Annotated in this window: 21 protein-coding genes; 12 read left to right on the forward strand and 9 right to left on the reverse strand. The window is 56.8% G+C overall.

All coding sequences use genetic code 11. The features are described from left to right. Window positions 1–16: 16 nt before the first annotated feature. The 5 genes from ACXAG1_RS10620 to ACXAG1_RS10640 all read left to right on the forward strand — a co-directional run bounded on the left by ACXAG1_RS10620 (window position 17) and on the right by ACXAG1_RS10640 (window position 4,582). The gene (locus tag ACXAG1_RS10620; protein ID WP_475119688.1) at window positions 17–652 is read left to right on the forward strand and encodes a peptidylprolyl isomerase; all 636 of its coding nucleotides are present in this window, start codon (window positions 17–19) and stop codon (window positions 650–652) included. Continuing rightward, entirely contained in the window at window positions 649–1,404 is a 756-nt protein-coding gene (locus tag ACXAG1_RS10625; RefSeq protein WP_475119689.1) for a pyridoxine 5'-phosphate synthase, read from the forward strand. Before ACXAG1_RS10620 ends, ACXAG1_RS10625 begins: the two co-directional genes overlap by 4 nt. Beyond that, window positions 1,405–2,277: a Rossmann-like and DUF2520 domain-containing protein gene (locus ACXAG1_RS10630; RefSeq protein ID WP_475119690.1), complete on the forward strand. Its 873-nt coding sequence runs from the start codon at window positions 1,405–1,407 to the stop codon at window positions 2,275–2,277. Beyond that, window positions 2,274–3,044 (forward strand): TrmH family RNA methyltransferase, encoded by a 771-nt coding sequence (locus tag ACXAG1_RS10635; RefSeq protein ID WP_475119691.1) that lies wholly within the window; start codon window positions 2,274–2,276, stop codon window positions 3,042–3,044. Before ACXAG1_RS10630 ends, ACXAG1_RS10635 begins: the two co-directional genes overlap by 4 nt. 365 nt (window positions 3,045–3,409) lie before the next feature. Further along, window positions 3,410–4,582 carry an OmpA family protein gene (locus ACXAG1_RS10640; RefSeq protein ID WP_475119692.1) on the forward strand — a complete coding sequence of 391 codons (1,173 nt, stop codon included), beginning with the start codon at window positions 3,410–3,412 and terminating at the stop codon, window positions 4,580–4,582. Window positions 4,583–5,082: 500 nt separating this feature from the next. On the opposite strand, the gene ACXAG1_RS10645 is transcribed toward ACXAG1_RS10640, so the two are convergent. The 5 genes from ACXAG1_RS10645 to nhaC all read right to left on the reverse strand — a co-directional run bounded on the left by ACXAG1_RS10645 (window position 5,083) and on the right by nhaC (window position 11,248). Beyond that, window positions 5,083–6,090 carry an ABC transporter ATP-binding protein gene (locus tag ACXAG1_RS10645; RefSeq protein ID WP_475119693.1) on the reverse strand — a complete coding sequence of 336 codons (1,008 nt, stop codon included), beginning with the start codon at window positions 6,088–6,090 and terminating at the stop codon, window positions 5,083–5,085. An 8-nt stretch (window positions 6,091–6,098) separates the two neighbouring features. Then, complete coding sequence (locus tag ACXAG1_RS10650; protein ID WP_475119694.1) at window positions 6,099–7,610, reverse strand: ABC transporter permease; 1,512 nt, start codon at window positions 7,608–7,610, stop codon at window positions 6,099–6,101. Continuing rightward, complete coding sequence (locus ACXAG1_RS10655) at window positions 7,607–8,608, reverse strand: type 2 periplasmic-binding domain-containing protein (RefSeq protein WP_475119695.1); 1,002 nt, start codon at window positions 8,606–8,608, stop codon at window positions 7,607–7,609. Before ACXAG1_RS10655 ends, ACXAG1_RS10650 begins: the two co-directional genes overlap by 4 nt. 141 nt (window positions 8,609–8,749) lie before the next feature. Next, complete coding sequence (locus tag ACXAG1_RS10660) at window positions 8,750–9,568, reverse strand: hypothetical protein (RefSeq protein ID WP_475092526.1); 819 nt, start codon at window positions 9,566–9,568, stop codon at window positions 8,750–8,752. Between the two features lie 228 nt (window positions 9,569–9,796). Next, a complete protein-coding gene (gene nhaC, locus ACXAG1_RS10665; RefSeq protein WP_475119696.1) occupies window positions 9,797–11,248 on the reverse strand; it encodes a Na+/H+ antiporter NhaC in 1,452 nt (483 codons plus the stop codon). A 198-nt stretch (window positions 11,249–11,446) separates the two neighbouring features. On the opposite strand from nhaC, the gene ACXAG1_RS10670 reads away from it, so the two are divergent. The 6 genes from ACXAG1_RS10670 (at window position 11,447) to ACXAG1_RS10695 (ending at window position 19,173) form a co-directional block, all read left to right on the forward strand. Further along, window positions 11,447–12,907 carry a YfcC family protein gene (locus ACXAG1_RS10670; RefSeq protein WP_231757734.1) on the forward strand — a complete coding sequence of 487 codons (1,461 nt, stop codon included), beginning with the start codon at window positions 11,447–11,449 and terminating at the stop codon, window positions 12,905–12,907. A 109-nt stretch (window positions 12,908–13,016) separates the two neighbouring features. After that, a complete protein-coding gene (gene arcA, locus ACXAG1_RS10675) occupies window positions 13,017–14,246 on the forward strand; it encodes an arginine deiminase (RefSeq protein ID WP_475092524.1) in 1,230 nt (409 codons plus the stop codon). A gap of 68 nt (window positions 14,247–14,314) precedes the next feature. Further along, window positions 14,315–15,319, forward strand: coding sequence for an ornithine carbamoyltransferase (locus ACXAG1_RS10680; protein ID WP_475119697.1), 1,005 nt, complete (start codon window positions 14,315–14,317; stop codon window positions 15,317–15,319). Between the two features lie 4 nt (window positions 15,320–15,323). Beyond that, window positions 15,324–16,265: a carbamate kinase gene (gene arcC, locus ACXAG1_RS10685; RefSeq protein WP_475119698.1), complete on the forward strand. Its 942-nt coding sequence runs from the start codon at window positions 15,324–15,326 to the stop codon at window positions 16,263–16,265. Between the two features lie 306 nt (window positions 16,266–16,571). Continuing rightward, window positions 16,572–18,071 carry an adenylate/guanylate cyclase domain-containing protein gene (locus tag ACXAG1_RS10690; RefSeq protein WP_475092521.1) on the forward strand — a complete coding sequence of 500 codons (1,500 nt, stop codon included), beginning with the start codon at window positions 16,572–16,574 and terminating at the stop codon, window positions 18,069–18,071. Continuing rightward, on the forward strand, window positions 18,064–19,173 hold the full coding sequence (locus tag ACXAG1_RS10695; protein ID WP_475119699.1) for a tetratricopeptide repeat protein: 1,110 nt from the start codon (window positions 18,064–18,066) through the stop codon (window positions 19,171–19,173). Before ACXAG1_RS10690 ends, ACXAG1_RS10695 begins: the two co-directional genes overlap by 8 nt. Before the next feature lie 27 nt (window positions 19,174–19,200). Here the strand turns inward: ACXAG1_RS10695 and ACXAG1_RS10700 are convergent, their stop codons facing one another. The 4 genes from ACXAG1_RS10700 to ACXAG1_RS10715 all read right to left on the reverse strand — a co-directional run bounded on the left by ACXAG1_RS10700 (window position 19,201) and on the right by ACXAG1_RS10715 (window position 22,629). After that, window positions 19,201–19,710 carry a flavin reductase family protein gene (locus ACXAG1_RS10700; RefSeq protein WP_475119700.1) on the reverse strand — a complete coding sequence of 170 codons (510 nt, stop codon included), beginning with the start codon at window positions 19,708–19,710 and terminating at the stop codon, window positions 19,201–19,203. A gap of 101 nt (window positions 19,711–19,811) precedes the next feature. Further along, window positions 19,812–20,840 (reverse strand): methionine synthase, encoded by a 1,029-nt coding sequence (locus tag ACXAG1_RS10705; RefSeq protein ID WP_475119701.1) that lies wholly within the window; start codon window positions 20,838–20,840, stop codon window positions 19,812–19,814. Window positions 20,841–20,865: 25 nt separating this feature from the next. Next, complete coding sequence (locus ACXAG1_RS10710; RefSeq protein ID WP_475119702.1) at window positions 20,866–21,843, reverse strand: DUF1852 domain-containing protein; 978 nt, start codon at window positions 21,841–21,843, stop codon at window positions 20,866–20,868. 354 nt (window positions 21,844–22,197) lie between these two features. Further along, window positions 22,198–22,629 carry a potassium channel family protein gene (locus ACXAG1_RS10715; RefSeq protein WP_475092516.1) on the reverse strand — a complete coding sequence of 144 codons (432 nt, stop codon included), beginning with the start codon at window positions 22,627–22,629 and terminating at the stop codon, window positions 22,198–22,200. A gap of 186 nt (window positions 22,630–22,815) precedes the next feature. Here ACXAG1_RS10715 and ACXAG1_RS10720 point away from each other — a divergent pair, with 186 nt between their 5' ends. Beyond that, window positions 22,816–25,002 (forward strand): FUSC family protein, encoded by a 2,187-nt coding sequence (locus tag ACXAG1_RS10720; protein ID WP_475119703.1) that lies wholly within the window; start codon window positions 22,816–22,818, stop codon window positions 25,000–25,002. The last annotated feature ends 19 nt before the right edge of the window (window positions 25,003–25,021 follow it).

Raw genomic sequence — 25,021 nt, forward strand, 5'->3', positions numbered from 1 at the left:
GCCAACGGAAGAGAATATGAAATACCTCCCCACCTTTCGCCCTCTGCTAAAAACTGCCTTTACAGGATTCTTGCTGGGCCTTTCCAGCCTGGCACTGGCGGTTACCAATAACCCGCGAGTCGAGCTGGAGACGGATCTCGGCACCGTCGAACTGGTGCTGTATGCGGACAAGGCGCCGGCCACGGTGGAGAACTTCTTGCATTACGTAGACAGCGGCTTTTACAACGGCACAATTTTTCACCGGGTAATTCCCGGCTTTATGGCCCAGGGTGGCGGCTTCACATTCGACTTCCAGGAGAAGCCCACCAACGACCCGATCAAAAATGAATCGGACAACGGCCTGTCCAACGAGCGCGGCACCATCGCCATGGCGCGCACCAATGATCCGAACAGTGCTACCTCTCAGTTTTTTATCAACCTGGTGGACAACAGCCGACTTGACGGCAGTGCCGACAAACCGGGCTACACCGTATTCGGCAAAGTGCTGCTTGGCATGAGCGTGGTACAGCAAATTGCCGCCGAGCCCCGCGGTCAACACAAGGCCTTCCGCGATGCACCGAACATGTCAGTGCGTATACTGAAAGCCAAACGTAAAAACCCGGACGCCGCGCCTTCCGGGGAACAGAAGACCAGTGGAGAAAACGCACAGTGATTGATCTCAGCGTCAACCTGAACAAAATCGCCCTGATTCGCAATTCTCGCGAAGGCAACTACCCGGATGTGGTCGCCCACGGGCGCACCTGCCTGGACTCCGGCGCCAACGGTATAACCGTGCACCCGCGCCCGGACCAGCGACACATTCGCCCGGGTGACGTGCGCGATCTCGCCGCCCTTTGCGCATCGAGGGGCGTAGAGTTCAATGTCGAGGGCAACCCGTTTGCGGGCCCGGCGGGTACATATCCTGGCTTACTGCCGCTGGTATTGGAGACTCACCCCCAGCAGTGCACCCTGGTACCGGACAGTGACGATCAGCTCACCTCCGACCACGGGTTTGATCTGACCCGCGACGGCGCACGCCTGGAACCCATCATTCAACAGCTGAAGGAAGCGGGTATTCGTGTCAGCCTGTTTATGGATCCCGACAAAGCTCAAATCAGCCTCGCAAAAGACGTCGGTGCCGATCGCATTGAGCTGTATACCGGCCCTTTCGCGGAAGCGGTGACAACCCAGAGCCCCGATGTCGATCGCATTTTTGCGGAACACTGCGCCGCCGCGGAGCACGCCCTGCAATTGGGCCTCGGCGTCAACGCGGGCCACGATCTGAACCTGATCAACCTGCGTCGCTACCGCACCCTGCCCGGCTTACAGGAAGTGTCTATTGGCCACGCATTGACCGTAGATGCCATCAGCATGGGACTGGCCGACGCAGTGGCCGCTTACGCGACCTGCCTGGCAGGAAACTAATTGCAAACACTGAATATCATTGGTGCCGGCAGGCTGGGGCAAACACTTGCCGCCCTGTGGCACCAGCGCGGCTTCCTCGAGATCGGCGGCATCCTCAATCGCCAGACAGGCAGTGCCGCGCGTGCGCGGGCGTTTATCGGCGCAGGCAGGGTCATCGATGACTTGCAGCAGATGCCCGCCGCCGATATCTGGATGCTGGCAGTGCCAGACGATCAGATTGCAGCCACAGCGAAGGCACTGGCGCCGACTCTCCGCAAGCAGAATGCACAGCCTCTGGTATTTCACTGCAGTGGCGCACTCCCCGCATCGACACTTGCCACATGTGGCGCACAGAGACTGGCCAGTGCACATCCGGTGCACAGTTTTGCAGACCCGAAGCGCTCACTGGCGGACCTGCCCGGCGCCACGGTAGCACTGGAAGGCGCTGCACAAGCAGTAGAGATACTGGAAGGCGCTTTTCTCGCACTGGATTGCCACTGTATTAACCTCAGCCCCGCACAGAAAGTGCTCTACCACACCGGATCGGTGATGGCGTGCAACTACCTGACGGTCTTATTGGATCAGAGCCTGCGGGTTCTTGATGCCGCGGGTATTGACCGCGAAACCGCCATGCACATGCTGGAACCCATCGTGCTGCAGACCGCGCGCAACAATTTCTCTCTCGGCCCGCAGCAGGCACTCACTGGGCCACTGGTCCGGGGAGACCTGGCGACGGTTGCGCGGCAGGTAAAGACCCTGCAGCAAACCAGCCCGGATACGGCGCGGGTTTACCAGACACTGGGGCTGGCGGCACTGCCACTGGCGAAAAAAGCCGGGCTGAGCGAAGATGCGCTCCGCCAATTGCAAACCATTCTTGACGAAAATCTATCGTGACCGACTCACCCGAATACCTGAAAAAGCGCGCCTTCTTTGACAGCCTACTCACCATTTACGGTCGCAAACCGGTACTGGAAGCACTGGAAGACAACGCGCTGCCGGTCCACAAGCTGCACCTGGCTGACAGCAACCGCAAAGACCAGCTGATTTCCCGTATCGAGCAGCTAGCGGCGGACCGGGGCATCGAAATTGCCCACTGGGACCGAAAAGGCCTGTCGCGAATCTCCAAAAATGTCCGTCAGGATCAGGGCGTGGCGCTGGATCTGGCACTGCCCAAATACGGCAGCGCCGAGCGTTTTCTGCGGGAAAATGATGGCAAGCACTTTGAATTGCTGGCACTGGATGGCATTACCAATCCGCAGAATCTGGGCATGATCATCCGCTCGGCCTGTGCCGGGGGTATCGACGGCATCCTGCTGCCGAAAAAAGGTTGCGCGCAAATCGATCCACTGGTGATCAAGGCGAGCGTCGGCACCCTCTTCAAGACACGCATCCTGCGCTGCGACCAGCTGGGGGCCACCCTGGAAAAGTTCAGCGCGCAAGGTGCCCGCGTGTGCGCCCTCTCCTCCCACGCCGCGGATACCCTCGGCACACTGGACTCAACGGCGGCGACCATTTTTGTACTGGGCAACGAAACCCACGGGGTGAGCCCTGCAGTGGCAAAATCCTGCACCCACCGCATTCGTATTCCGATGCAAAACGATGTGGAAAGCCTCAATGTGGCCATCACCGCGGCCCTGATCAGTTTTCGCCATCAATTCTGAATCTTCGGGTAACTTCACAGCGTCATTTTATTCCGAACAACCTACCCCGGCTGTCGCTGCCGGGGCATGCGCCGGCCTCTCAATATGCCGCAGTTTCACGCCGAACCCACAATCCAATATCAACACGTAAACTTTCGCGCCATTTATCACCATCCCACCTCTATAGCACTGGCAAAGTCGCGGAGATCAACTAAAAGTAACGGGAAGAAGTAAAAGTGCTCGAAACAGCAACGAGCTTCTAATTTTTTTGTGACTTGGAGTGCGTTCGATCTCAAGAGCTCTTAACACGCACCCCATAACCCGACGCCTCTGACACCAGCGTAAAAAAACGATCTCTGCAAATGAAAATGCCAAGGAAGACTTCTATGCCTTTCAAAATCTTTACCCCCAAACTATCCGCGGGGATCACGCTCGCCGCCGCCATGATTGCCGGCAGCCAGGTGACCGCACAGGAAACCAGTTATATCGACATCATGGCGGTGGGCACACGCGTGGATAAGGACCGCCATACCGAGCGCCAGGGCGCCGGGGCCCGGGCCACTTACGGCTTCCAGACCAGTGGCAACTGGTTTACCGAAGTGCAACTGTTTGGCGTCAAACTGGATGAGGACGACAACCTGTTTGGTAACCCGCAACCGAGCATTGTTTACGACCCGAGCAACCCACCAGCGGGTACTATCAGCAACGACTATACAATCAGCGAGTATCCTTACGTGTACACGGGCGAGCTCTACCCCTCGGGTGATGTAGAGCTCGCGGGCCTGGGCATGGATGTGGTGTATCACTTCAACGGTCGCCAGGGGTACTCGCCATTCCTGCTCGGTGGTGTCGGTGTGTCTCACAACAACACCAAGTTCGATTACGGAATTCAGGAAACCAACGCCTTCGTCAACATCGGTGCCGGTATCGTCAGTGGCCCGATCAGTGATAACGGGGTCAAAGTGCGTGCGGAAGTGCGCTACCTGCGCGACTTCTTCGCCGGTGATATGAACGACTATCAGTTTGGTATCGGCATCAGCATTCCGCTGAACTGCCCGCCACCACCCGCGCCCACCGTGGCCTACGCACCGCCGCCCAAGGAAGAACCGGTCGAGCAGATCAACCTGGACGACGACGGTGATGGCGTGCTCAACCAGAACGACCGCTGTCCAAACACGCTGCCCGGCGCCAAAGTGGATGAATTTGGCTGCGTGGTGGCCGACCAGACCATCACCCTGGATAACATCCAGTTTGAATTCAATTCCGCCAGGCTCACCCCCCGCGCGGAAGCCTCGCTGGACATGGTGGTGCAATCGCTGCGTAGCCAGCCAAATACCCTGGTGGAAGTAGCCGGCCACACCGACAGCAAAGGCAACGACGGTTACAACCTGCGCCTTTCCGGGCAGCGGGCGGAGTCTGTGCGTAAGTACCTGGTCTCCCGCGGGGTGAATACCTCACGCATTACCGCCAAGGGTTACGGCGAGACCAAGCCCGTCGCGTCCAATGCAACGGAAGCCGGCCGCGCACAAAACCGCCGGGTGGAATTGAACTTCCGCTGATCTGACCAATTGATTCTGTTGCGTTTGCCCCAGGTCAGCGCCCGACAGACTTACAGAGCAGTAGCACAAAAGCCGGCAGTCGCCGGCTTTTTTATTCACAATCCACAGAAACTGTGGATATGTCTGTGAGCAACGTACGGGAAAACGCCGCCAGCCCGCATGACTCCGTTGTAACCACTTTGTGAAGAAAATTTAACCAAATTAAATTTTCATTACAAATCAGTCACTTACAAATGTTTTCAAAACAGGGTTGACAAATTTCCGCTGTAACTAAACCCCCTGATCGGTTCACACGTCACTGTGGAAAGCTTTTTCGACTAGCCCGAAAGAGCTATCAAAATTCAAGGTTTTTTTGATACAGAAGGCGCCAGACAGGTCTTCGCCCCCATTGCGGGCACAGATTGCGTAGCGGTCAGTCAGGTAGCACCAGTAAATTGCGGAGGAAGATGATACTCGCGCCGCCGAATACGACGCGAGTCAATAACGGCCGCCTCAGGGATCTAACGGGCGAAGGCTGCAAGCGGGTGAGTAGTGGTAATAGCCATCTGTACACGGGCCCCAGGTTCCGCATGTATCTCGTGGCTGGTGCGGACCTTGAGCTGCACGCCATCGGCAATCTGCACTGCGAACAGGCGCGAGCAGCCCTCGTAGCGCACCCAGTCCACTACACCATTCCCCATCTCTGACGGGATCAGAGACAGGTCATCCGGGCGCAATAGCAAGTCCACGCTGCCACTCGCACCATCGATCGGAATACCGGGGGCAGGCCCCAGAGCAGTGGTTACCTGGTGCCCTTCCAGCGCGCCGGGAAGAAAACTGGCCTCACCGAGAAAGCGCGCAACGAAACGGCTCGCGGGCTCGGAAAAACACGCTTCCGGAGTATCGAGCTGCTCAAGCTTGCCGCCGTTCAATATTCCCACACGGTCGCCCACGGAAAGTGCTTCTTCCTGGTCGTGAGTAACCCAGATGGCGGGAATGCCCGCGGCCTTGAGGGCCTCGCGGATTTCCCAGCGCAGGCTGTCTTTCAAAGCGGCATCGAGATTGGAAAGCGGTTCGTCCAGCAGGATAAACGCGGGCTGATGCGCAATCGTCCGCGCCAGGGCAACCCGCTGCTTTTGTCCACCAGACAGGCTTGCAGGCTTCGCCTGCCGGAAATCTTCCAGCCCCAGTAACTTAAGCCAATGATCGGCCAGCGCGGTATCCTTGAGGCGGAAGCAGACGTTTTCCTGCACGGTCAGGTGCGGAAAAAGCGCAAAATCCTGAAATACCATTCCCACATTGCGCTTTTCCGGTGGTACCGGCTGCCCGGCAGTAGAGCGCCAGCTACCCAGCGCGATCTCCCCTTCGGACACAGGGATCAACCCGGCCAGCGCCTGTAGAATGGTGGTTTTACCACAGCCGGTGGGGCCAACAAGCATCAACACCTCATCCTCTCCGAGGGCAAGGTTGAGATCATCCACCACGCGAGTGGAACCGTAGTCGACAGACAAGTGGCTTACGTTCAGCATTACCGCAGTTATTTTCCTGAAACTTCAAGTTCGGCCCGGCGCTCCCCGGACAACATCAATGCCAGCCCCAGGGCCGACATCAATACCAGCAACAACCCGGGAATGGCCGCGCGGCCAAAATACCCCGCTTCGTACACTCGCCACAAGTAGGTTGCCAGCGTTTCAAATCCGGTGGGGCCCAGCATCAGCGTGGCGGGCAGTTCGCGCATGGCCTCGAGAAAAACGAGTGCCGCACCGGCAATCATGCCGCGCATGGTCAGCGGCAGCGTCACCCGCTGAAACGCCTCCCGCGGGCTCGCCCCCAATACGCGGGCGGCTTTTACCAGGCTGGAATCCAGCCCTTCCGCGGTAGAACGCACGGAACCTACCGCCAGCGGCAAAAAGCGCAGCACATAACACAACACCAGCAATCCCAGGGTCTGATACAGGAACGGCAGCTTGAGGCCGACGTAAACCAGTGCGGTCCCCATGACGATGCCCGGCACGCCAAAGCCGAAGTAGGTCACCCGCTCCATAACACGACCAGCCCGGCCAGCAATCGCCGCGTGGGCCACGGGAACAGCCAGTACCACAGCCAGAAGCGCCGCAAGAAAGGACGCGTGCGCAGAATTCCAGGCGTAACGCAGATCGAATCCGCCACTGCCCTCACGGGCCAACCAGACGGCAAAAATGGCTAGAGGCAGCACCACCGCCAGCAGGATCACCGGCGAGACCATCAGCCCAATAAGCAGCCGCTGAGCACGGTTGGGCCACAGTGTCAGGTGCCGCCCCGGTTTCTCGCGGCTGCCGCGTACCCGCGATTCGAGGAATAGCACCAGTCCAACAATCACCAGTAACTGCAGGGAAAGCATCGCCGCCTGACTCAGGCCAAACGCGTTGTACTCGACGAAAATCACCCGGGTGAAGGTATCCAGGCGCATGATCGCCGGAGTACCGAAATCTGAAAGCGTATACAGAGCCACCAGCAGCCCACCGGCGGCTATCCCCGTGGCAACACGCGGCAATACCACCTTCCACAGGCTCATTCCGAGCGACATACCAAGAGTACGCGCCGCATTCACCAGGCTCGCATCCAGGCTCAAAAGTGATGCGCGCGTCGTCAACATCACAAACGGGTAGGAATACAGGATCATGACCAGTGAAGCACCGAGCAATCCGTCCATCGCCGGCAGCGGTATCCCCAACAGACTGTGGATTTCACCCCCGCGGCCAAACGCAGCGTAAATGGTAAAAGCACCGATATAACTGGGAATCGCCAGCGGCGCAGCCAGCATCACCAGCCACAACCGCCGCCAGGGAAACTGCGCATAGGCGGTGACCAGTGCCAGTGGTACGCCAATCAGCACCGAACCGAGCACAGTAAATGCCATCAGCAAAAGTGTGTTGGAAAGCACACGCAGGTTATGCGCATCGAACAGTGCCGCCTCGTCGGCGGCCAGATCGACCAATACACCAATAGGCAGAATGGCCAGCAGCGCGATCAGCGCTGCCAGCGGATAGGAACTGGGCCAGCGGGTCATAACACCCCGATTCGGCGCATCAGGTTGAGAGTGGGACGCAAATCCGCCAACTGGGTGAGATCCACCTTGGGCGGAGAAATGGTATTGAGGGCAGGCAGCCCTTGTGGCGGCTGTACACCATTTACCAGGGGGATTTCATAGGCCTCGCGAGCCAGATAAGACTGCACTTCCTGAGTCAGCAGGTAGCGAATAAAGTTGATCGGCAGATCCCCCTCACTCAACGCCAGAATACCCGACGCATTCACCAGGCAGCCCGCATCATTGTTGGTAAATGCCAGATCCACGTTTGCATCCGGCTTGCCACTTTTCAGGCGCAAGGTGTAATAGTGGTTGGCAAAGCCGATATCCACTTCACCGCGCTCCACCCCCATAACAACACCCAGCTCACCCGCGTAGCTTTTGGCCCGCTGGCTAATGCCCTTAAGCCAATCGGCAGTTACCTTTTCACCTTCCAGCAAGCGCATTGCGGTCACAAAGGATTGAAAAGACGCATAAGCAGGCGCCCATCCAATGGACAGGTCACTGTCCGGCAATGCCATGACACTGTCGGGAATACGATCGGGCGTCACCCGTTCGGTGTTATAGGGCAATGTGCGGATACGGCCTGTGACCGGCGCCCATTGCGGATATTGGAAACCCGGCTTCAATTGACCGGTGAGGTCTGCCGGCAGAGCCCGCGCAAGCCCCGCATCGGCGACCAGGCCGATCGCTCCGGAATCCACCGCCCAGAAAACATCCGCCCGTCGCACCCCGGCCTTGGACTCGGCAACAATCGTATTGGCCAGAGCAGCGGTAACACCGCGGCGGATTTGCAAATTAAATTTAGGGTTGCGCTTGCGGATCGCGTCGAGAACATTTTCATAAAGCCCGCCTTCGCCGCGCCCCAGGTAGAGGGTGAGATCCCCCTCCAGCGGAGGCAACTGGTCCACAGACAGGGCCGTTTTTTTCGCATCCGCAGCCAGCGCGGAAAATGGCAGGCATCCCATGGCTCCAGCCACGGCAAAACTATTTAAACAGGCACTACGTAAAAAAGCTCTGCGCTGCACGGATGGTCCTTATTCGATTCGATGGGACGGGGCCAGAAGCCGCTCGACCGCGGCTTCCTCGTGTATGCCCTTGGGTAAACGCACATGGGGCAGTTAGAAAACGTCCTTGCGCTTTTTCTCGGCGGCAACCAGCAGCGCCTTGGCGCGGTCGATTTTAACCTGCATGGACTCCACGACCTTGCGTACGTCATCGACGCTGGATTTACCGTTCAGCGCCTGCGGCAGAGTCACATTGAAGTCTTTCTCCAGATCTTCCACCAGTGCAGCATCCTGCTCGATCAACGCACCTTCTACCCCTTCGAAACGGTGCAGGTAGGTATCGTGAACGATGGTGGTCGCGGCTTCTGGCAGCTTCTCGGCGTATTTGGCCACGACGCGATCCAGGCGATGCTTAATATCGTCCAGCGTCTCCGGCATGGTGGTAGGCTCGGATTCCGTGGTCTGGATTTTGGCCAGCAAGCCCTTTTCCTGGAACTGAGACGCTAGTTTCACCGCCCCCAACGCCTGCCAGAAAGCACTGTTCAGCTTGTCCTGCTCGGCGCGCACTTCGGCTACCGGCTTACCCGCTTCAATGGCCTGCTTGATACCATAAATGCCCTGCCAGATATTCGCGTAAACAGGTACATAGTTGGTTTCGATCGCGGAGTGGAAATCCACCTCTTCCCAGAAGTCGATCAGCTGCTGGGTCTCTACTGCCTTCTGCCCCTTCGCTTCGTATGTATCGACTACGCCGTCATATTTTCCGACCAGCCAGCTTACCTCTTCCGAGTACTGCCCCAGATGTCCTTTCAGGTCATTTACGTGGTCGCCGATTTCACCGTTGGCTGAAGCATATACGGCAGCCAGCATGGAGAGCAGGCCAAGTACCAGCCCTTTTCCGCGGCCAGCCCGCACTTGTTGTTGAGATTGCATGGTCACTCCTGAAGTTCAATTTTCGCAAATGATACTTATTATCAAAAACAAGATAAAGCATCAAAGCTTGGCCTTGCATCGCGCACGGACGGTTGCAGCCAGAAACGTGGAGACTTTCTTGAGACTGATGGTGGAATCGAGAATCTGTTCGCACTCCAGTGCCGCGGAATGCTACCAGCCCGGGCGGGGTATTTCACCTACTTCATCGGGCCGGCGGCAGGCACCGGACTACCCCCGGCTTGCACGAAGCACGCGGAAACCGATAAATGAAAAGAGTACGGTCAACAGCGGGTTTAACAGGTTGAAGAAACAGAAAGGCGCAAATGCAATGGTCGAGCTGCCGAGGGCAGCGGCCATATAGGCACCACAGCTGTTCCAGGGTATCAGTGGCGAAGTAACCGTGGCGGAATCCCCCACCACCCGCGATAGCATGACCGGCGCATAACCGCGCTTCTCAAACGTCGGACGGAAAAGCCGTGCCGGCAGAACGATGGCAATGTATTGATCCGACGCGAGCACATTGGTTCCGAAACTCGTGGCCACCACAGAGGACACCAGTGCGCCGGCCGAGCGCGCCCTGGCAATGAGCGGCCCCACAAGACGCTGCAACAGCCCCGCGTGCTCAACCACCGCCCCGAACGCGAGTGCGGTGATGATCAACCACACCGTGTTCAGCATACTTGCCATGCCGCCCCGGGACAGCAGTTCATCGACGCGCGCATTGCCACTGTCCGCGGTAAACCCGGTGGCAATGGCGGCCCAGACACCTTTTACGTAGGCCAGTGCGGTGGGGATATCACTGTCGCCCGCCAGCGCCAGCACACTGTCCGGCGCGGTGATTACCGCCTGGCCACCCCCTACCAGCGCACCGATAAAGATCGTTACAAAAGGCGGGAAACGCAACAGCGCCAACACCACCACAACCGCCAGGGGTAACAGCGTCCACAGAGATACGGTGGCGTGGGCACGCATGGTTGCGAGTACCGGACTGGCATCGAAATTCCCGGGTTCACCCAGCAGGGCGAACAGCCCCACCGCAAGCATCAGCGAGGGAACCGAGGTCCACAGGGACTCGCGGATATGATCGAACAGATTTGCTCCCGCCGCGGCACTGGCCAGGTTGGCCGTATCCGACAGGGGGGATGCCTTATCACCAAAGTAGGCGCCGGAAATCACCGCCCCGGCAGTAATGGCCGGCGACAGCTGCATACTGTGAGCGATGCCCATCATGCCGATGCCAATAGTGCCCGCCACTGTCCAGGAGCTGCCTACGGTAAAGCCCACAATCCCACAGATGATGGCGGCCGTGGCATAAAAATAACTGGGACTGAGTACTTTCAACCCGTAGTACACCATGGTGGAAATGGTTCCAGACATGGCCCAGGCGCCAATCAGGGCACCCACCGCCAGCAATATCAGAATGGCCGCCAATCCGGTCGAAATACCACCGACTACCGCCTGGCGGATACCATCTATAGACATCCCATTCTTGAACGCTACCGCCATGGCAATCAGCGCACAGAACAGCAGGGCAATCTGGTTGGGGCCGTAGGACGCATCGTCGCGAAACAGGTAATAGGAAAGACTCAACAGGCACAGCAGGGCCACTACGGGCACAAGCGCATCCAGCAGCGACGGTGTTTTTACCGGCGGATTCGACACACCTGATTCATCGCTCATCTTTACTCACCCATCCATCAGAGAATTGTTCCCACCCCACACGCCGCGCGCAACTACCGGGTACTACCAAAGCTTAGATTGCAGGCGCCAGATAGTGACCCATACTGAAAGCATCCGGGTCGGGGCCACCCTAGAGCGTGTGGATAGGCGATCCGTGCTTCAGCAACACAGCAACTATCGCCGCGCGAGGAGTCATACGTGAACACCGGCAATGAATCCGACCAACCCCCATCACCAAGCCCCGAGACACAGGAAAAGCGCTTCAGCTTCCCCACTGCGTTCACCATCCTCTTTGGTTTGATCATTTTTGTGGCCGCGTTGACCTGGATTATTCCGGCGGGTGAATACACTCGGGAAATGAATCCAGAACTGGGGGAAGAAGTTCCGGTGCCCGGCACCTATCACGAGGTAGAGTCCGATCCGCAGCGACTGCTGATTTCCATGCTGATGGCGCCGGTCGACGGCATGTACGACACAGACACCAACGAGGCCCGCGCCATTGACGTGGCACTCTTCGTTCTGATGATCGGCGGCTTTCTCGGTGTGGTCACCCGCACCGGCGCCATTGATGCGGGCATGAGCCGCACCATGCAGGCGCTCAAGGGGCGAGAGATCTGGATGATCCCGTTTATGATGGCGCTGTTCGCACTGGGTGGCTCGACCTACGGGATGGCGGAAGAGTCCCTGGCATTTTACGGCTTGATTATTCCGGTAATGATCGCCGCCGGTTACGATGCGGTCACTGCCGTGGCGATGATTATGCTGGGCGCCGGTATCGGTACTCTCGGTTCCACCGTCAATCCATTTGCCACGGTCATCGCCTCCAACGCCGCGCAAATTCCCTTTACCCAGGGAATCTGGCTGCGGGTGGTCATTCTGGTGCTCGGCTGGCTCGCCTGCGTCTTCTATGTGATGCGTTACGCCAAACGGGTAAAGGCCAACCCGGAAACCTCTCTGGTCGCCGATATGCGGGAAGAAAACCGCCAGCATTTTCTCGGCGGAAAATCGAGCCTCGAAGCCATCGAGTTTACAACCACCCGCAAAATCATTCTGGTCATTTTCGCGCTGACCTTCGCGGTCATGATCTGGGGCGTGTCCTCCGCAGGCTGGTGGATGGGGCAGATGTCCGCCCTGTTTCTCGGCGCCGCCATACTGATCGGCATCATCGCCCGCCTGGGTGAGAAAAATCTGGTGAACACCTTTCTCGATGGCGCCCGCGACCTGCTGGGCGTGGCACTGATTATCGGTGTGGCGCGGGGCGTAGTGGTCATCATGGATAAGGGCAAAATCACCGATACGCTGCTCTACTGGGCCGAACAGGCTGTGGGCGACCTGCCCTCAGTGGCGTTTATCAACGTAATGTTCTGGATCGAGGTACTGCTGTCGTTCTTCGTGCCCTCCTCTTCGGGGCTCGCGGTGCTGTCGATGCCCATCATGGCACCACTGGCAGAATTTGCCGAGGTGAGCCGACATCTGGTGGTCACCGCCTTTCAGTCCGCCAACGGGTTGGTAAACCTGATCAACCCGACGTTCGCCGTGGTTATGGGAGGCCTTGCCATCGGCCGTGTGGGCTACGACCGCTGGCTGAAATTTATGGGTCCCCTGCTGCTGATTCTGGTGATCATGATCTGCGCCGTGCTCAGCCTGGGCGCGCTGTGAATATTTCGTGTCTCGTGTCGGGATATTCTACCGTTCGGGAAAACTGAACTAAGGTTTTATATATCCCTGTTGACTGGCAGTCGCTGTTCCGCAATCCGGAGACTCCACTATGACAAAATTCGGTGTTCATTCAGAAGTCGGCAAATTACATACCGTAATGGTTTGCCGCCCCGGCCTGGCCCACCAGCGGCTGACCCCGGGCAACTGTCACGACCTGCTGTTTGACGATGTAATCTGGGTGCACGAGGCGCAGAAAGACCACTACGATTTTGTGCTGAAAATGCAGGAACGGGGCACCGAGGTACTGGAGCTGCACGATATGCTCGCCCAGACCATGGACGTGCCCGACGGGCGCAAATTTGTACTTGATCGGCGGGTCACCGCAAACAGTGTCGGTCCCTATACCGCCGAACTGATCCGCCCCTGGCTCAACGAAATGTCCAGCAAGCAACTGGCGGAGCACCTGATCGGCGGCATCGCCATTTCGGAACTGCCGGAAAATCAGGACAAGAAGCGGATGATCGACGCCTTCGGGGCGGAAGAGTTTATCCTGCCTCCGGTGCCCAACTCCCTGTTCCAGCGCGACCCCTCCTGCTGGATTTATAACGGGGTCACGGTCAACCCCATGTACTGGCCCGCGCGCAAGCCGGAAACCCTGTTGCAGCGGGCGGTCTATAAATTTCATCCGCGCTTTGCCGGCGGTGACTTCAATATCTGGTGGGGAGATTCCGACACCGACTTTACCGGTGCCTCCATGGAGGGCGGCGATGTCATGCCCATTGGCCAGGGCATTGTGCTGATTGGCATGGGTGAGCGCACCACCCGGCAGGCCGTACTGCAGACCGCGCAGGCGCTGTTTGCCGCTGGTGCCGCGGACCGGGTGATCGCCTGCCAGATGCCCAAAAGCCGCGCCGCCATGCACCTGGATACCGTGTTCAGTTTTCTCGACCGCGACGCGGTAACCGTGTTCCGGGAAGTTGTCGATCAGATCCGCTGTTACAGCATTCACCGCGGCGACAAAAAGGGGCACTACGAAGTGCGCACCGAAGAAGCGTCGCTGCTCGATGTGGTGAGCAAGGCCCTCGGTATCAAAAAACTGCGAGTGGTGGAGACCGGGGGCAATGTCTACGCCGCCGAGCGGGAACAGTGGGACGACGGCAACAACGTGGTGGCCCTGGAACCCGGTGTTGTGATCGCCTACGACCGCAATGTCTATACCAATACCCTGCTGCGCAAGGCCGGTATTGAAGTGATCACCATTCGCGGATCGGAGCTCGGCCGCGGTCGCGGCGGCGGCCACTGCATGACCTGCCCGATTGCGCGGGACCCTGCTGACTGATATGGCAGCGTTCTCCTCCCGCAACCCCTCGCCCCTCAAGCCCCAGCGTTCCACAGGAGAGACCCGGCATGAGTTTCAATTTACGCAATCGCTCCCTGCTCACCGTTCAGGATTTCACCCAGCGGGAATTCAAATTTCTGCTGGATCTGGCACGTGACCTCAAGCGCGCCAAATACGCCCGCACCGAACAGAAGCACCTGGAGGGCAAGGCGGTCTGCCTGATTTTCGAGAAAACCTCCACCCGCACCCGCTGCGCCTTCGAAGTGGCCTGCAGTGATCAGGGCGCGACGGTCACCTACCTCGATCCTGCGGGCTCGCAGATCGGCCACAAAGAATCCTTCAAGGACACCGCCCGGGTTCTCGGCCGGATGTTCGACGCCATCGAGTATCGCGGCTCCGCGCAAACCGGTGTGGAAACCCTGGCCAAATACGCCGGTGTCCCGGTGTACAACGGCCTCACCAATGAATATCACCCCACCCAGATGCTCGCCGATGTGATGACCATGCGAGAGCACTGTGACAAACCGGTGCACCAGATCAAGTACGCTTATGTGGGCGACACCCGCTCCAACATGGGCCATTCGCTGATGCTGGTGGGTTGCCTGATGGGAATGGATGTACGCATCTGTGGCCCGAAACCCCTGTGGCCAGATCAGAGCTACCGCAACATTGCCGAAGAGCTGGCAGAAAAGTACGGAGCCAAACTCACGATTACCGAAGACGCGAAAGCCGCGGTGCAAGACGTGGACTTCATCCACACCGATGTCTGGGTCTCCATGGGCGAGGCGAAAGAAGTCTGGAAGGAGCGCATCAAATTACTGATGCCCTACCAGGTCAACCGAGAACTGATGTCGGCGAGCGGCAACCCGCATGTCCGCTTCATGCACTGCCTGCCCGCCTTCCACGATACTGAAACCACCGTGGGAAAACAGATTGCCGAAGAGCACGGTATCGACAACGGCCTTGAAGTCACCAACGATGTATTCGAGTCCGAAGCCAACGTGGCCTTTGAACAGGCTGAAAACCGCATGCACACCATCAAGGCGTTGATGGTGGCGACTCTGGGAGACTGATGCCATGCGTGTTGTAGTGGCTCTGGGCGGCAACGCCCTGCTCAAACGTGGCGAACCCATGACCGCAGAAGTGCAGCGTGCCAATGTGCACCTTGCCGCCCAGGCACTGGCCCCCATCGCCCGCGAACACCAACTGGTGATCAGCCACGGCAATGGTCCGCAGGTGGGCCTGCTGGCATTGCAGGGCGCCGCCTACAAGCCGGACGAGGCCTACCCACTCGACGTGCTGGGTGCGGAAACCGAGGGCGGCATCGGCTATATGATTGAGCAGGAGCTGGGCAACCTGCTGCCGCAGGAAGTCCCCTTCGCCACCCTGCTCACGATGGTGGAAGTGGACCCGCAAGACCCCGGCTTCGAGAACCCCACCAAATTTGTCGGGCCCGTCTACGACAGACAGGAAGCCGATCAGCTGCAGGCGGACAAAGGCTGGGTGTTCAAACAGGACGGGGACAAATGGCGCCGAGTGGTGCCGTCACCCCTGCCCAAGCGCATTTTCGAAATACGACCGGTCAAATGGCTTCTGGAGCGGGATACCATCGTAATCTGCGCCGGGGGCGGCGGCATTCCCACCCTGTATGAAACCCGGGGAACAGAACGCAAGCTGGTGGGGGTGGAAGCGGTCATCGACAAGGATTTCTGCTCCGAACTGCTGGCCCGGGAGCTGGACGCAGACCTGTTCGTCATGCTGACCGACGCCCCCGCGGTTTACCTGGATTGGGGCGAGGCCACCCAGCGGGAAATCCGCCGCGCCACACCGGCATCCCTTGCCGACATTCCCTTCGCAGCGGGCTCCATGGGACCGAAGGTCAAGGCAGCGTGTCAGTTTGCCGAGAACACCGGCAAGCGCGCCGCCATCGGCGCGCTGGGGGACTTGCAACACATCATCGCCGGAAAAGCGGGCACCACCATCTCCGTCGACGGCGATGGCATGGATTGCGAGAATTGAATCGATTCACGACACATAAATCCTCAAACCGGCCAATCCGGAGGTGAATCCGCTGTCCGGATTTACCCCTTGCGGCCCCCTGAAATTCCCCGGTGTCTTCGTGCGACACTGGTCATAAATCGGCCAGAAATTTGCTATAATTTCCCGGTTCGGGGCAGCGACCACCGCGTTCTGCCTGCTGCCTTCCGGTCACGCCAGACAACACGGACAGGTTCAGAGGCTCCCCGGTACACATAACGAATAATCCTGAGCGCATCTCATGCGTCCCCTGACCGGCTATCTATGACCACCGAAAACAGATCGACAATGAAGCGCGTGATTGCCGGTCTACGAGTGCGCCTGGCGCGTCTGCGGCCCCGTCACGTCCCCATCGCATTCAAGCTGGCACTGGCCATGACATTATTGCTGGTGCTGGGCATGACGACCCTCGGCCTGCTGATCAGTGACAAACAGAATCACCTGATTCGCACCCAGTTGCATGATTTTGGCAACGCCATGGCGGCCCAGCTGGCGAGTCAGGCCAGCGAACCCATTCTTTCGGAGAACAGTCTCAGCCTGAGCCTGCTCACTGCCAATCTGGGTGAGGAAGCGAAAGTGCTCGGCGCCAGTATTTACGCCCACAGCGGCGAACTGCTGTCCACCTCCGGTATTCAACCCGCGCTTGCGTCCTCCGCACTGGCCTCCCCCAAAGGCGGTGCGCACCCGTGGTTTCACCGCGACCCGGCCGCAGCTCCCGAGCGGGTCATCAGCTTTGTAGCACCGGCGATGTATCAGGATGTACGGGTTGGCTCAGTGGTGGTCACGCTGTCGGCCTCGCTGATGGATCGTGCCGCCAGCGAGGCCCGCACCGCGGTGATCTACGCCACCCTGGCCATGATCCTGCTGGCCTCCCTTCTGGCCTACTGGCTCAGCCGCCGCCTGTCACTGCCGATTCATCGCCTGATGGAGGCCACCGAGGCCATCGGCCGCGGCGATCTGGCAACCCGAATTCACCAACAGCGCAACGACGAAATTGGCTACCTGTTCGAAGGCTTCAACAATATGGCCGCCGGGCTGCTGAAAAAGTCTCAGGTTGAGCAGGTATTTTCCCGCTACGTATCGAAAAGTGTTGCAGACAAGGTGCTCGCCAACCTGGATGAAGTGCGGCTGGTGGATCGCCCCATCGAAGCCACGGTCCTGTTTGCGGATATCACCGGCTTTACCGCCATGTCGGAAGAGCTGGAGCCCTGCCAGGTATCTGAACTGCTCAACGAGTACTTCTCATATATTTCCCGCGCCTGCGCACTCTATGGCGGCGTCGTCGACAAATTTATTGGCGACTGCGCAATGCTGGTATTCGGGGTGCTGGAAGATGATACGGACCACGCCTTCAACGCGGTGAGCTGTGGCGTTCTGATTCAGCAGATGGCGGCGCGGCTGAACCAGCAGCGACGTGCCGAAGGGCGCCCGGAAGTACAGTTCCGTATCGGTATCAACTGTGGAGCCATGCTGGCGGGGAACCTTGGCTCGGATGAGCGCATGGAATATACCGTGGTCGGCGACGCCGTCAATCTTGCCTCCCGCCTGTGTTGTGAGGCAGCGCCGGACCAGATCATTATTCGGGAGCAACTCTTCAATATTTTGCAACCACGCATCGTTGCCCGCAGAGAGCAGGCTCTCTCAATACGCGGCAAATCTCTTCCGGTACAGGCCTATTCTGTACACGATATCCGCACTGACGCCCGCAAGACGCTGGAAAGCAACCTGCAACAGATACTGCAACATCACACGCAATCACCAGTGCGGAGAGCTGTCGATCATGCCTGATCGCCGGCACGCGCCCGCGTGGTACCTGACCGGCCTGTTGCTGCTACCGCTCCTGCCGGGCTGCAGCCTGCTGCCCGTTACCTCACCGTCACTACCGGGTTTTTCGCATCAACAAGTCGCACAGGTTCGCCAGCAGTCTACAGCTTTGAAACAGCTGCAGAAGCAACCTCACCCCTCCCCCGCACAACAGCAGCAGACCACCCAGCTCGACGAAGCTTTGAAGGCGTTTGCACGGGACGCCGTGCATACGGCGACAGAATTGGAGGCGCAGAATGACTGGCACAGTGCCAGCGAGCTACTCAACGGCGCACTCGATCTGCTGCCAGACAGCCCTACGCTCAACAGTGCCCTGCAGCAACTGCAGACCCGTCGTCACCTGCATGAAGACCGGGTGCGTATGGAGCTGGCCATTCACCGCGGAGAGCAACTGTTAAAAGACGCGCAAGCGTACCAGCGCCTGGAGCAGTTGCAGGGGCCAGGTGTCATGAACTGGCTGGAGCTAAAAAACTTTCACCGCAAACGTAACGCATCCGCGAAATCGCTGCTGGAATACGCTCAGCGGGCATTACAGCGAGAACAACGCACCGACGACCAGCTGGCGCGGCGCGCGCTGACCGTGGCCCAGGGCCTTCTGGGGAGCGACCTGCAGCTGGCTGAGAACACGGCATTACGAGATGCGATCCAGCGGGATCTGAACAGCGTGGAAAAGCGGCTGCGACCGGCGCAGCCGCGCCGCGCAAAACCACCGCGCAAAAAAATGGACCCGCTACCCATTGCGGAATTGCAGCAGGCGCTGGCCAGTGGCGACCTGATCCGCGCACAGCAGCATTTAAACCAGTTCCAGAAAAAAGCACCGCGACACCCACAACTGACACCGCTGCAGGCGCAGTTCAACGCCCAGAAAAGTGCCCGCGTAGCGTCTGCGCTGAAAACCGGCAACGAACTGTACAGCCAGGGCGAAATTGAGCAGGCACTGGCGGTATGGCGCAAGGCACAAGCCCTCGTCCCGGAAAATGTCGAGCTGCAAGCCAATATCGCCCGGGCCGAGAAGCTACTGGAGAACCTGCGGGCGCTGTCCGCGCCATTTGGGCACAGGCGCTAAGCCCCACAAACCTCCATCTCTCACCGCTTACGCCGGGACATTGGCCGCGAGGTTGCGGTACTGTCCCCTGAAATACAGCAGCGGTTGCTCGGGGATATCGGCGGGTGACTGCAGGGCCTTCACTTCACCAATAACAATGACATGGTCGCCGGCGGCGTGTTCGGCGTGTATTTCGCAATCGAGCCAATGCAGGCAACCCGCAATCACCGGGTTACCCAGGGACGATCGCTGCCAGTCGATTCCATGCCATTTATCTGCCCCCTGCCGGGCAAATTGATTGGACACGGACACCTGCGCGCCAGAAAGTATATTCACCGCAAAGCGCCCTGCCCTGCGGATCTTGGGATAGCTGTATGAGCTTGCCATCACGCTGAACGAAACCAGTGGTGGGTGCATCGATACGCTATAGAATGACTGACAGGTGAACCCTACAGGCTCCTCACCAGCCTGCGACGTAATCACGGTGATTCCGGAGGCATAGTGTCCGAGGGCCTGACGAAAGTGCAGCGGCTCGATGGCCGTCTTGGGTAGTGACATAATCCGTCCTGAATCTGGATACAACAGTGAGCGCCGGGACAGGCTCTAGATCGGGGGCTCAGAATCGAGAGCGCCCGATCGAGAGCACTGCCGGAACAGCGCTAGCGCGACAGCTCTCCCCGGACAATCTCGGCACCGGCACTCAATGCGTTTAACTTGCCCTTGGCAACACTACGGGACAACGGCGCCATGCCACAGTTCGTACACGGGTAAAGCTTGTCCGCATCTACAAACTGCAGGGCTTCACGCAGGGTATTGGCCACCTCTTCCGGAGTCTCGATGTCATTGGTCGCCACATCAATAGCGCCCACCATCACCTTTTTACCTCGCACCAGCTGCAACAGTTCGATAGGCACCCGGGCGTTATGGCACTCCAGAGAGATCAGGTCGATACTGGACGTTTGCAGCTTGGGGAAGGTCTCTTCGTACTGTCGCCATTCTGAGCCCAGCGTCTTTTTCCAGTCCGTATTCGCTTTGATCCCGTAGCCGTAGCAGATATGCACCGCGGTCTCACAGCGAAGCCCTTCGATGGCCTTTTCCAGGGTGGCGATTCCCCAGTCGTTCACCTCGTCAAAAAACACATTGAACGCAGGCTCATCAAACTGAATGATATCGACACCCGCCGCCTCAAGCTCCCGGGCCTCCTGATTGAGAATCTTGGCAAACTCCCAGGCGAGCTTTTCACGGCTCTTATAGTGGTTGTCGAACAACGTATCGATCATCGTCATCGGACCAGGAAGGGCCCACTTGATTGGCTTGCTTGTTTTCTGTCGCAAAAATCTGGCGTCCTCCACAAAAACCGGCTTTGGTCGGGACACTGCTCCGACAACCGTCGGTACACTGGCATCGTACCGATCGCGAATTCGCACAGTCTCACGCTTGTCAAAATCGACACCGGTGAGATGCTCAACAAAGGTGGTTACAAAATGTTGCCGGGTCTGCTCGCCGTCGCTGACAATATCAATACCCGCCTGTTGCTGTTCCTGCAGCGCGAGGCAGAGTGCATCCCGCTTGCCCTCCGTCAACTGAGCAGTCTCCAGCTTCCAGGGGGACCAGAGTTTTTCCGGCTCGGCCAGCCATGACGGCTTGGGCAGGCTGCCCGCGGTAGAGGTCGGCAATAATTTTTGCATAGTAAAAATCTTATTTTCTGGTTGATCAAACAGCGTAATTAGCTGCCCACTGATCGAGGATACGTTTATACGGTTTTATAAACCGCTCTTCGGTGAACTTCCCCTGCTTTAACGCCAATTGATTACGCTCTTCCCGGTCGTACTGAACCTGGGTCAAAGAATAATCGGTATGCTTCAGGCTGGGCCGAAAGATTTTCCCAGCGGCTGAATTCGCGTTATATATTTCCGGCCGATAAATTTTCTGAAACGTTTCCATGGTGCTGATGGTGCTCGCAAGCTCAAGGTTTGAATAATCCTCCAGCAAATCACCAGCGAAATAAAACGCCAGGGGAGCAACACTACCCGGAGGCATAAAATAACGAACCCGCAACCCCATCTTCGCGAAGTATTCATCCGTTAATGAATACTCGTCGTTCCTGTACTCGACACCCAGCACCGGGTGCTTATTTTCTGTGCGATAGTATGTCTTACTACTTGAGACACTCAGACAGATTACCGGTGGCTTTTTAAAACTTTCTTTATAGGCATTGGAGCCCAGGAAAGACTTGAATATTTTTCCGTGAAGATCACCATAGTTTTCCGGGAGGCTGAATTGCTGCTTTCCCTTATTATGCTCCGACAGTAATATGCTGAAATCATAGTCCCGCACGTAAGACGAAAAATTATTGCCCACGATACCTTCAATGCGCCTACCAGCTTTGCGATCGATAATATTCGTTTTCAGAACCTCTATCGTCGGAAAAGTCTCTCCATTACCTTGTACATCGATGTCCACGGAAATGATTTCGAGTACCACGGAATAGCGATCCGCATTCGGGTTATCCCAGTGCGCCAGGGCATTGAAGCGGTTGTCAATCATTCGCAAAGCATTGCGCAGATTCTCCTGTCGACGCTCCCCACGGGCCAGATTGGCGAAGTTGGTAGTGATCCGAGAATTTTCCAAAGGGTGATAGTTCTCGTTGAAATCAATGCGCTTGATGACAAATGTGAACTTGTTGCTCATAGTAGTCCTTTATCCCTACATCTGACCCCGACCTCTGAACTCATACTGCACTGAGTATCACGGTATTCGGGCTTTTTTCTGACAGCGGAGCTTCAAACCGCTGACGCTGAATACCCGTATTCTAAGGCAACAGCAACATTAATTATATTGAATACATTTAACCTAAACTTTAAAACTTTTCATGATGAGAGTGTAGGGATACACTGAATAACAGGGCAGGTATAGCGCTAGCCAATTGCGAGCCTGAGCTCGACATGGAGCGATTATCCAGGGTTCTTGAAATTGACTTGCGAGGATGAAGAGTTGAAATTTAAGCGTCTTAATACGCCAGCACTACTAAATGATCCGACGTAATCAGCTCATATTACTTTTTCCATAAGCCCGTTGGACAACGGAAATTACAATTGCTGTAGTCCAACCAAACATGATGATACCGCTGGCGGCCTGAAATGAACCGAGTAAACGCCAACGGGCATCCAGAACAATATCGCCGTAACCAAGTGTCGTAAACGTCACCATTGAGAAATAGGTTGCGGAATCAAAATTCTCGATAGCCCCCAACAACGTATAAGCGTACGCCCAGGCCATCACCTCGAGCACTGACACGACAAACAACAAAACAACAACAGAAGAAATTACCAGTGGCTTGATAAGCGCCAAACTAGGATGCCCCATCTTAAACCGCAAAATATCGCGACTACAGCGCAAAGAAATTTCCATTCCCGCAGCATGAATCACTGTAGTTATCACAAGTAAAAGTGAAGCAATAAGTAGATTATTCAGCATGAAGACACCTCCAACGCAATAAAAAGCTGTAGTGGCACACTGACACCAATACGTATTCGCACCACTTCATCATGAGAAATCAGCGCTTCTATACCGTTTTAGATGACATGCAGTGTAGACAACGAGCATGTCCCGGGATCTACACTATATTTTCACTATGTTATCGCTGCACGAATGGTAGCGCGGATGACCTTTCCGCTGACAAGTACCACAAAAGAATCCCTGAAAACGGCTCTCGCCCTGGTAGTGACTTACGGCATTGCGTTGAGCTTGGGTTGGCACAATCCAGCCTGGGCTGGTTTCGCCGTAGTATTCGTCAGTCTTGACTCTTTGGGCTCATCACTCAACAAAGCTGCCATGCGAATGGGCGGCACTCTACTTGCCGCCGTCATCGCCATCACGATCATCGCTCTGTTTTCACAACAGCGCTGGCTATTCATAATTGCCCTGTCATCCTGGATCGCGATCTGCACCTATATGCAATTGTACAGTCAGCGCGCCTATTTTTGGGTGGTGGCCGGCTTTGTCTCAGTCATTATTTGTGTGGATGCGGCGACCGCATCCGTGGACCCCTTCAAGGTAGCTATTCTACGTACACAGCAGACCGGACTCGGGATACTGATTTATTCACTAGTGGCCTCTCTATTATGGCCCCGTACCTCTGGAAGTAAACTGACTACACAGTGCGAGATATTACGCAATATACAAGTTTCGTTGCTTCACGAATTGTCGTCGAAGAAAAACCGGCTTCAAGCCGAACCCCAACACCTGCTTCGACAACTGTATGCGGAGCAATCCAAACTGGGAGCACTTGTTACTGCTGCCATATCAGATACTCAATCTGTACGCACGTTACGTCGCCAATGGCAATACCTTGCAGATAACTCAGAACGCCTCACCGATACATTGCTGCAAATCAATAGTGAATGGAAAGAAACAAGCAGCTTGCCCGTTCGTGAATACTTTCCAAATCTGGAAATATTCCAGCAGTGCCTTATTGATTGCATGGAAAAGGCTGACCCCACTGCGTCAGCGGAATGCAATACCACCCCCCCCAAAGCCCCCCCCCTGCAGACCAACACTGGAATATTAAACCAGCTAGGGGAGATAGAGGTGGCCCGGCTGCAGCTAATCAGAGATGTATTAAACGAACTACAAGCATGTATTCTCTCTATGTGGCAAAGCGCATATGCGATACGAACAGGCAGTAGCAGCAGTAAGATTACATCGTCCTCTCCCGCCGCCGACGCGACAGCTCACTTCATGCTACCTGATCCACAGCAACTTGCGGCGGTATTACGAGCCTACTTCACGATGTGGATGGCCTACCTGCTGTTCATTTATGTCCCGAGTCTCCCTGGAGGACCAAATCTTGTAATCACCGCGGCCTCACTGGGCCTGGCATTGGCGCCAGTACCGTTCATGTCACCGTGGCTTCTCGTTGGTCCCATTTTGATCAGTATCGGTTCGGCCGCAACTCTATATCTACTGGTACTGCCCCACCTTTCGAGCTACTGGGGCTTGGGCACAGTACTATTTCTGGCGATATTCGCAATCTGTCAGTCTTTCTCTTCACCCGCCAAAGCTGCAGGAAAAGGCGTTGCACTCGCTCTATTTCTAAACGTTTTCAACATACAAAGCCAACAGGTTTATAGCTTCCTCGCTGTTGCAGATCTGGCTCTATCCATGGTGATTGTCGTCATAATTTTGGTAGTCGCGGCCTACATTCCCACCCCCCCAAAACCGGAAAGAATATTTGCAAGGCTACTAGAAAAATACCTCGACAGCGTTGAAATTTTAGTCAAACAGATATACGCCACTAAGCCGCCCTCAAGCAGCCGGAAAATATTTCAGTGTAAATGGTTTTTCAAGTGGCGCACCCACTATCATCGCAATGTACTGAAGAAAATACCCCCGAAGCTTGTATCGCTAGCGGGGCTGGTAAGCCCTAATCTGCTACCTGACAATGGAATTTCCGTGCTTCAGAACATTGCAGAAAACGCCAAGATTTTGAGTATCCGTATCGACAAGTTGCTAGAAGCAGTCATTGCGCTGGAAGCTTCTCATGAATACGTGCCGACACCCGCGTTTGTGGCATGGCGCAATGCAATTATCAGCGACATCCAGACTCTATCCCATCATTGCTTTACCCATGACACATGCCCACACGACTCCAACGTGTGGCGCAGAATACAAAAAGAGTCGTCCACGGTCCCAGAATCGGGACTAAAGTGGAATGGTGTCCCGAACCAGCGCGATTCTCAGCTGTTGCTACTCGGACTCGCACACTGTACCGGCGGGACGCTTTCTGAGCTGTCAACGGCCGCAACTCATATCGACTGGAAGAAGTGGACGGAGACACGCTTTTACTAAATGTACTGCGGACAAGGAT

This window comes from Microbulbifer sp. ABE4_465 (genome assembly GCF_056160765.1).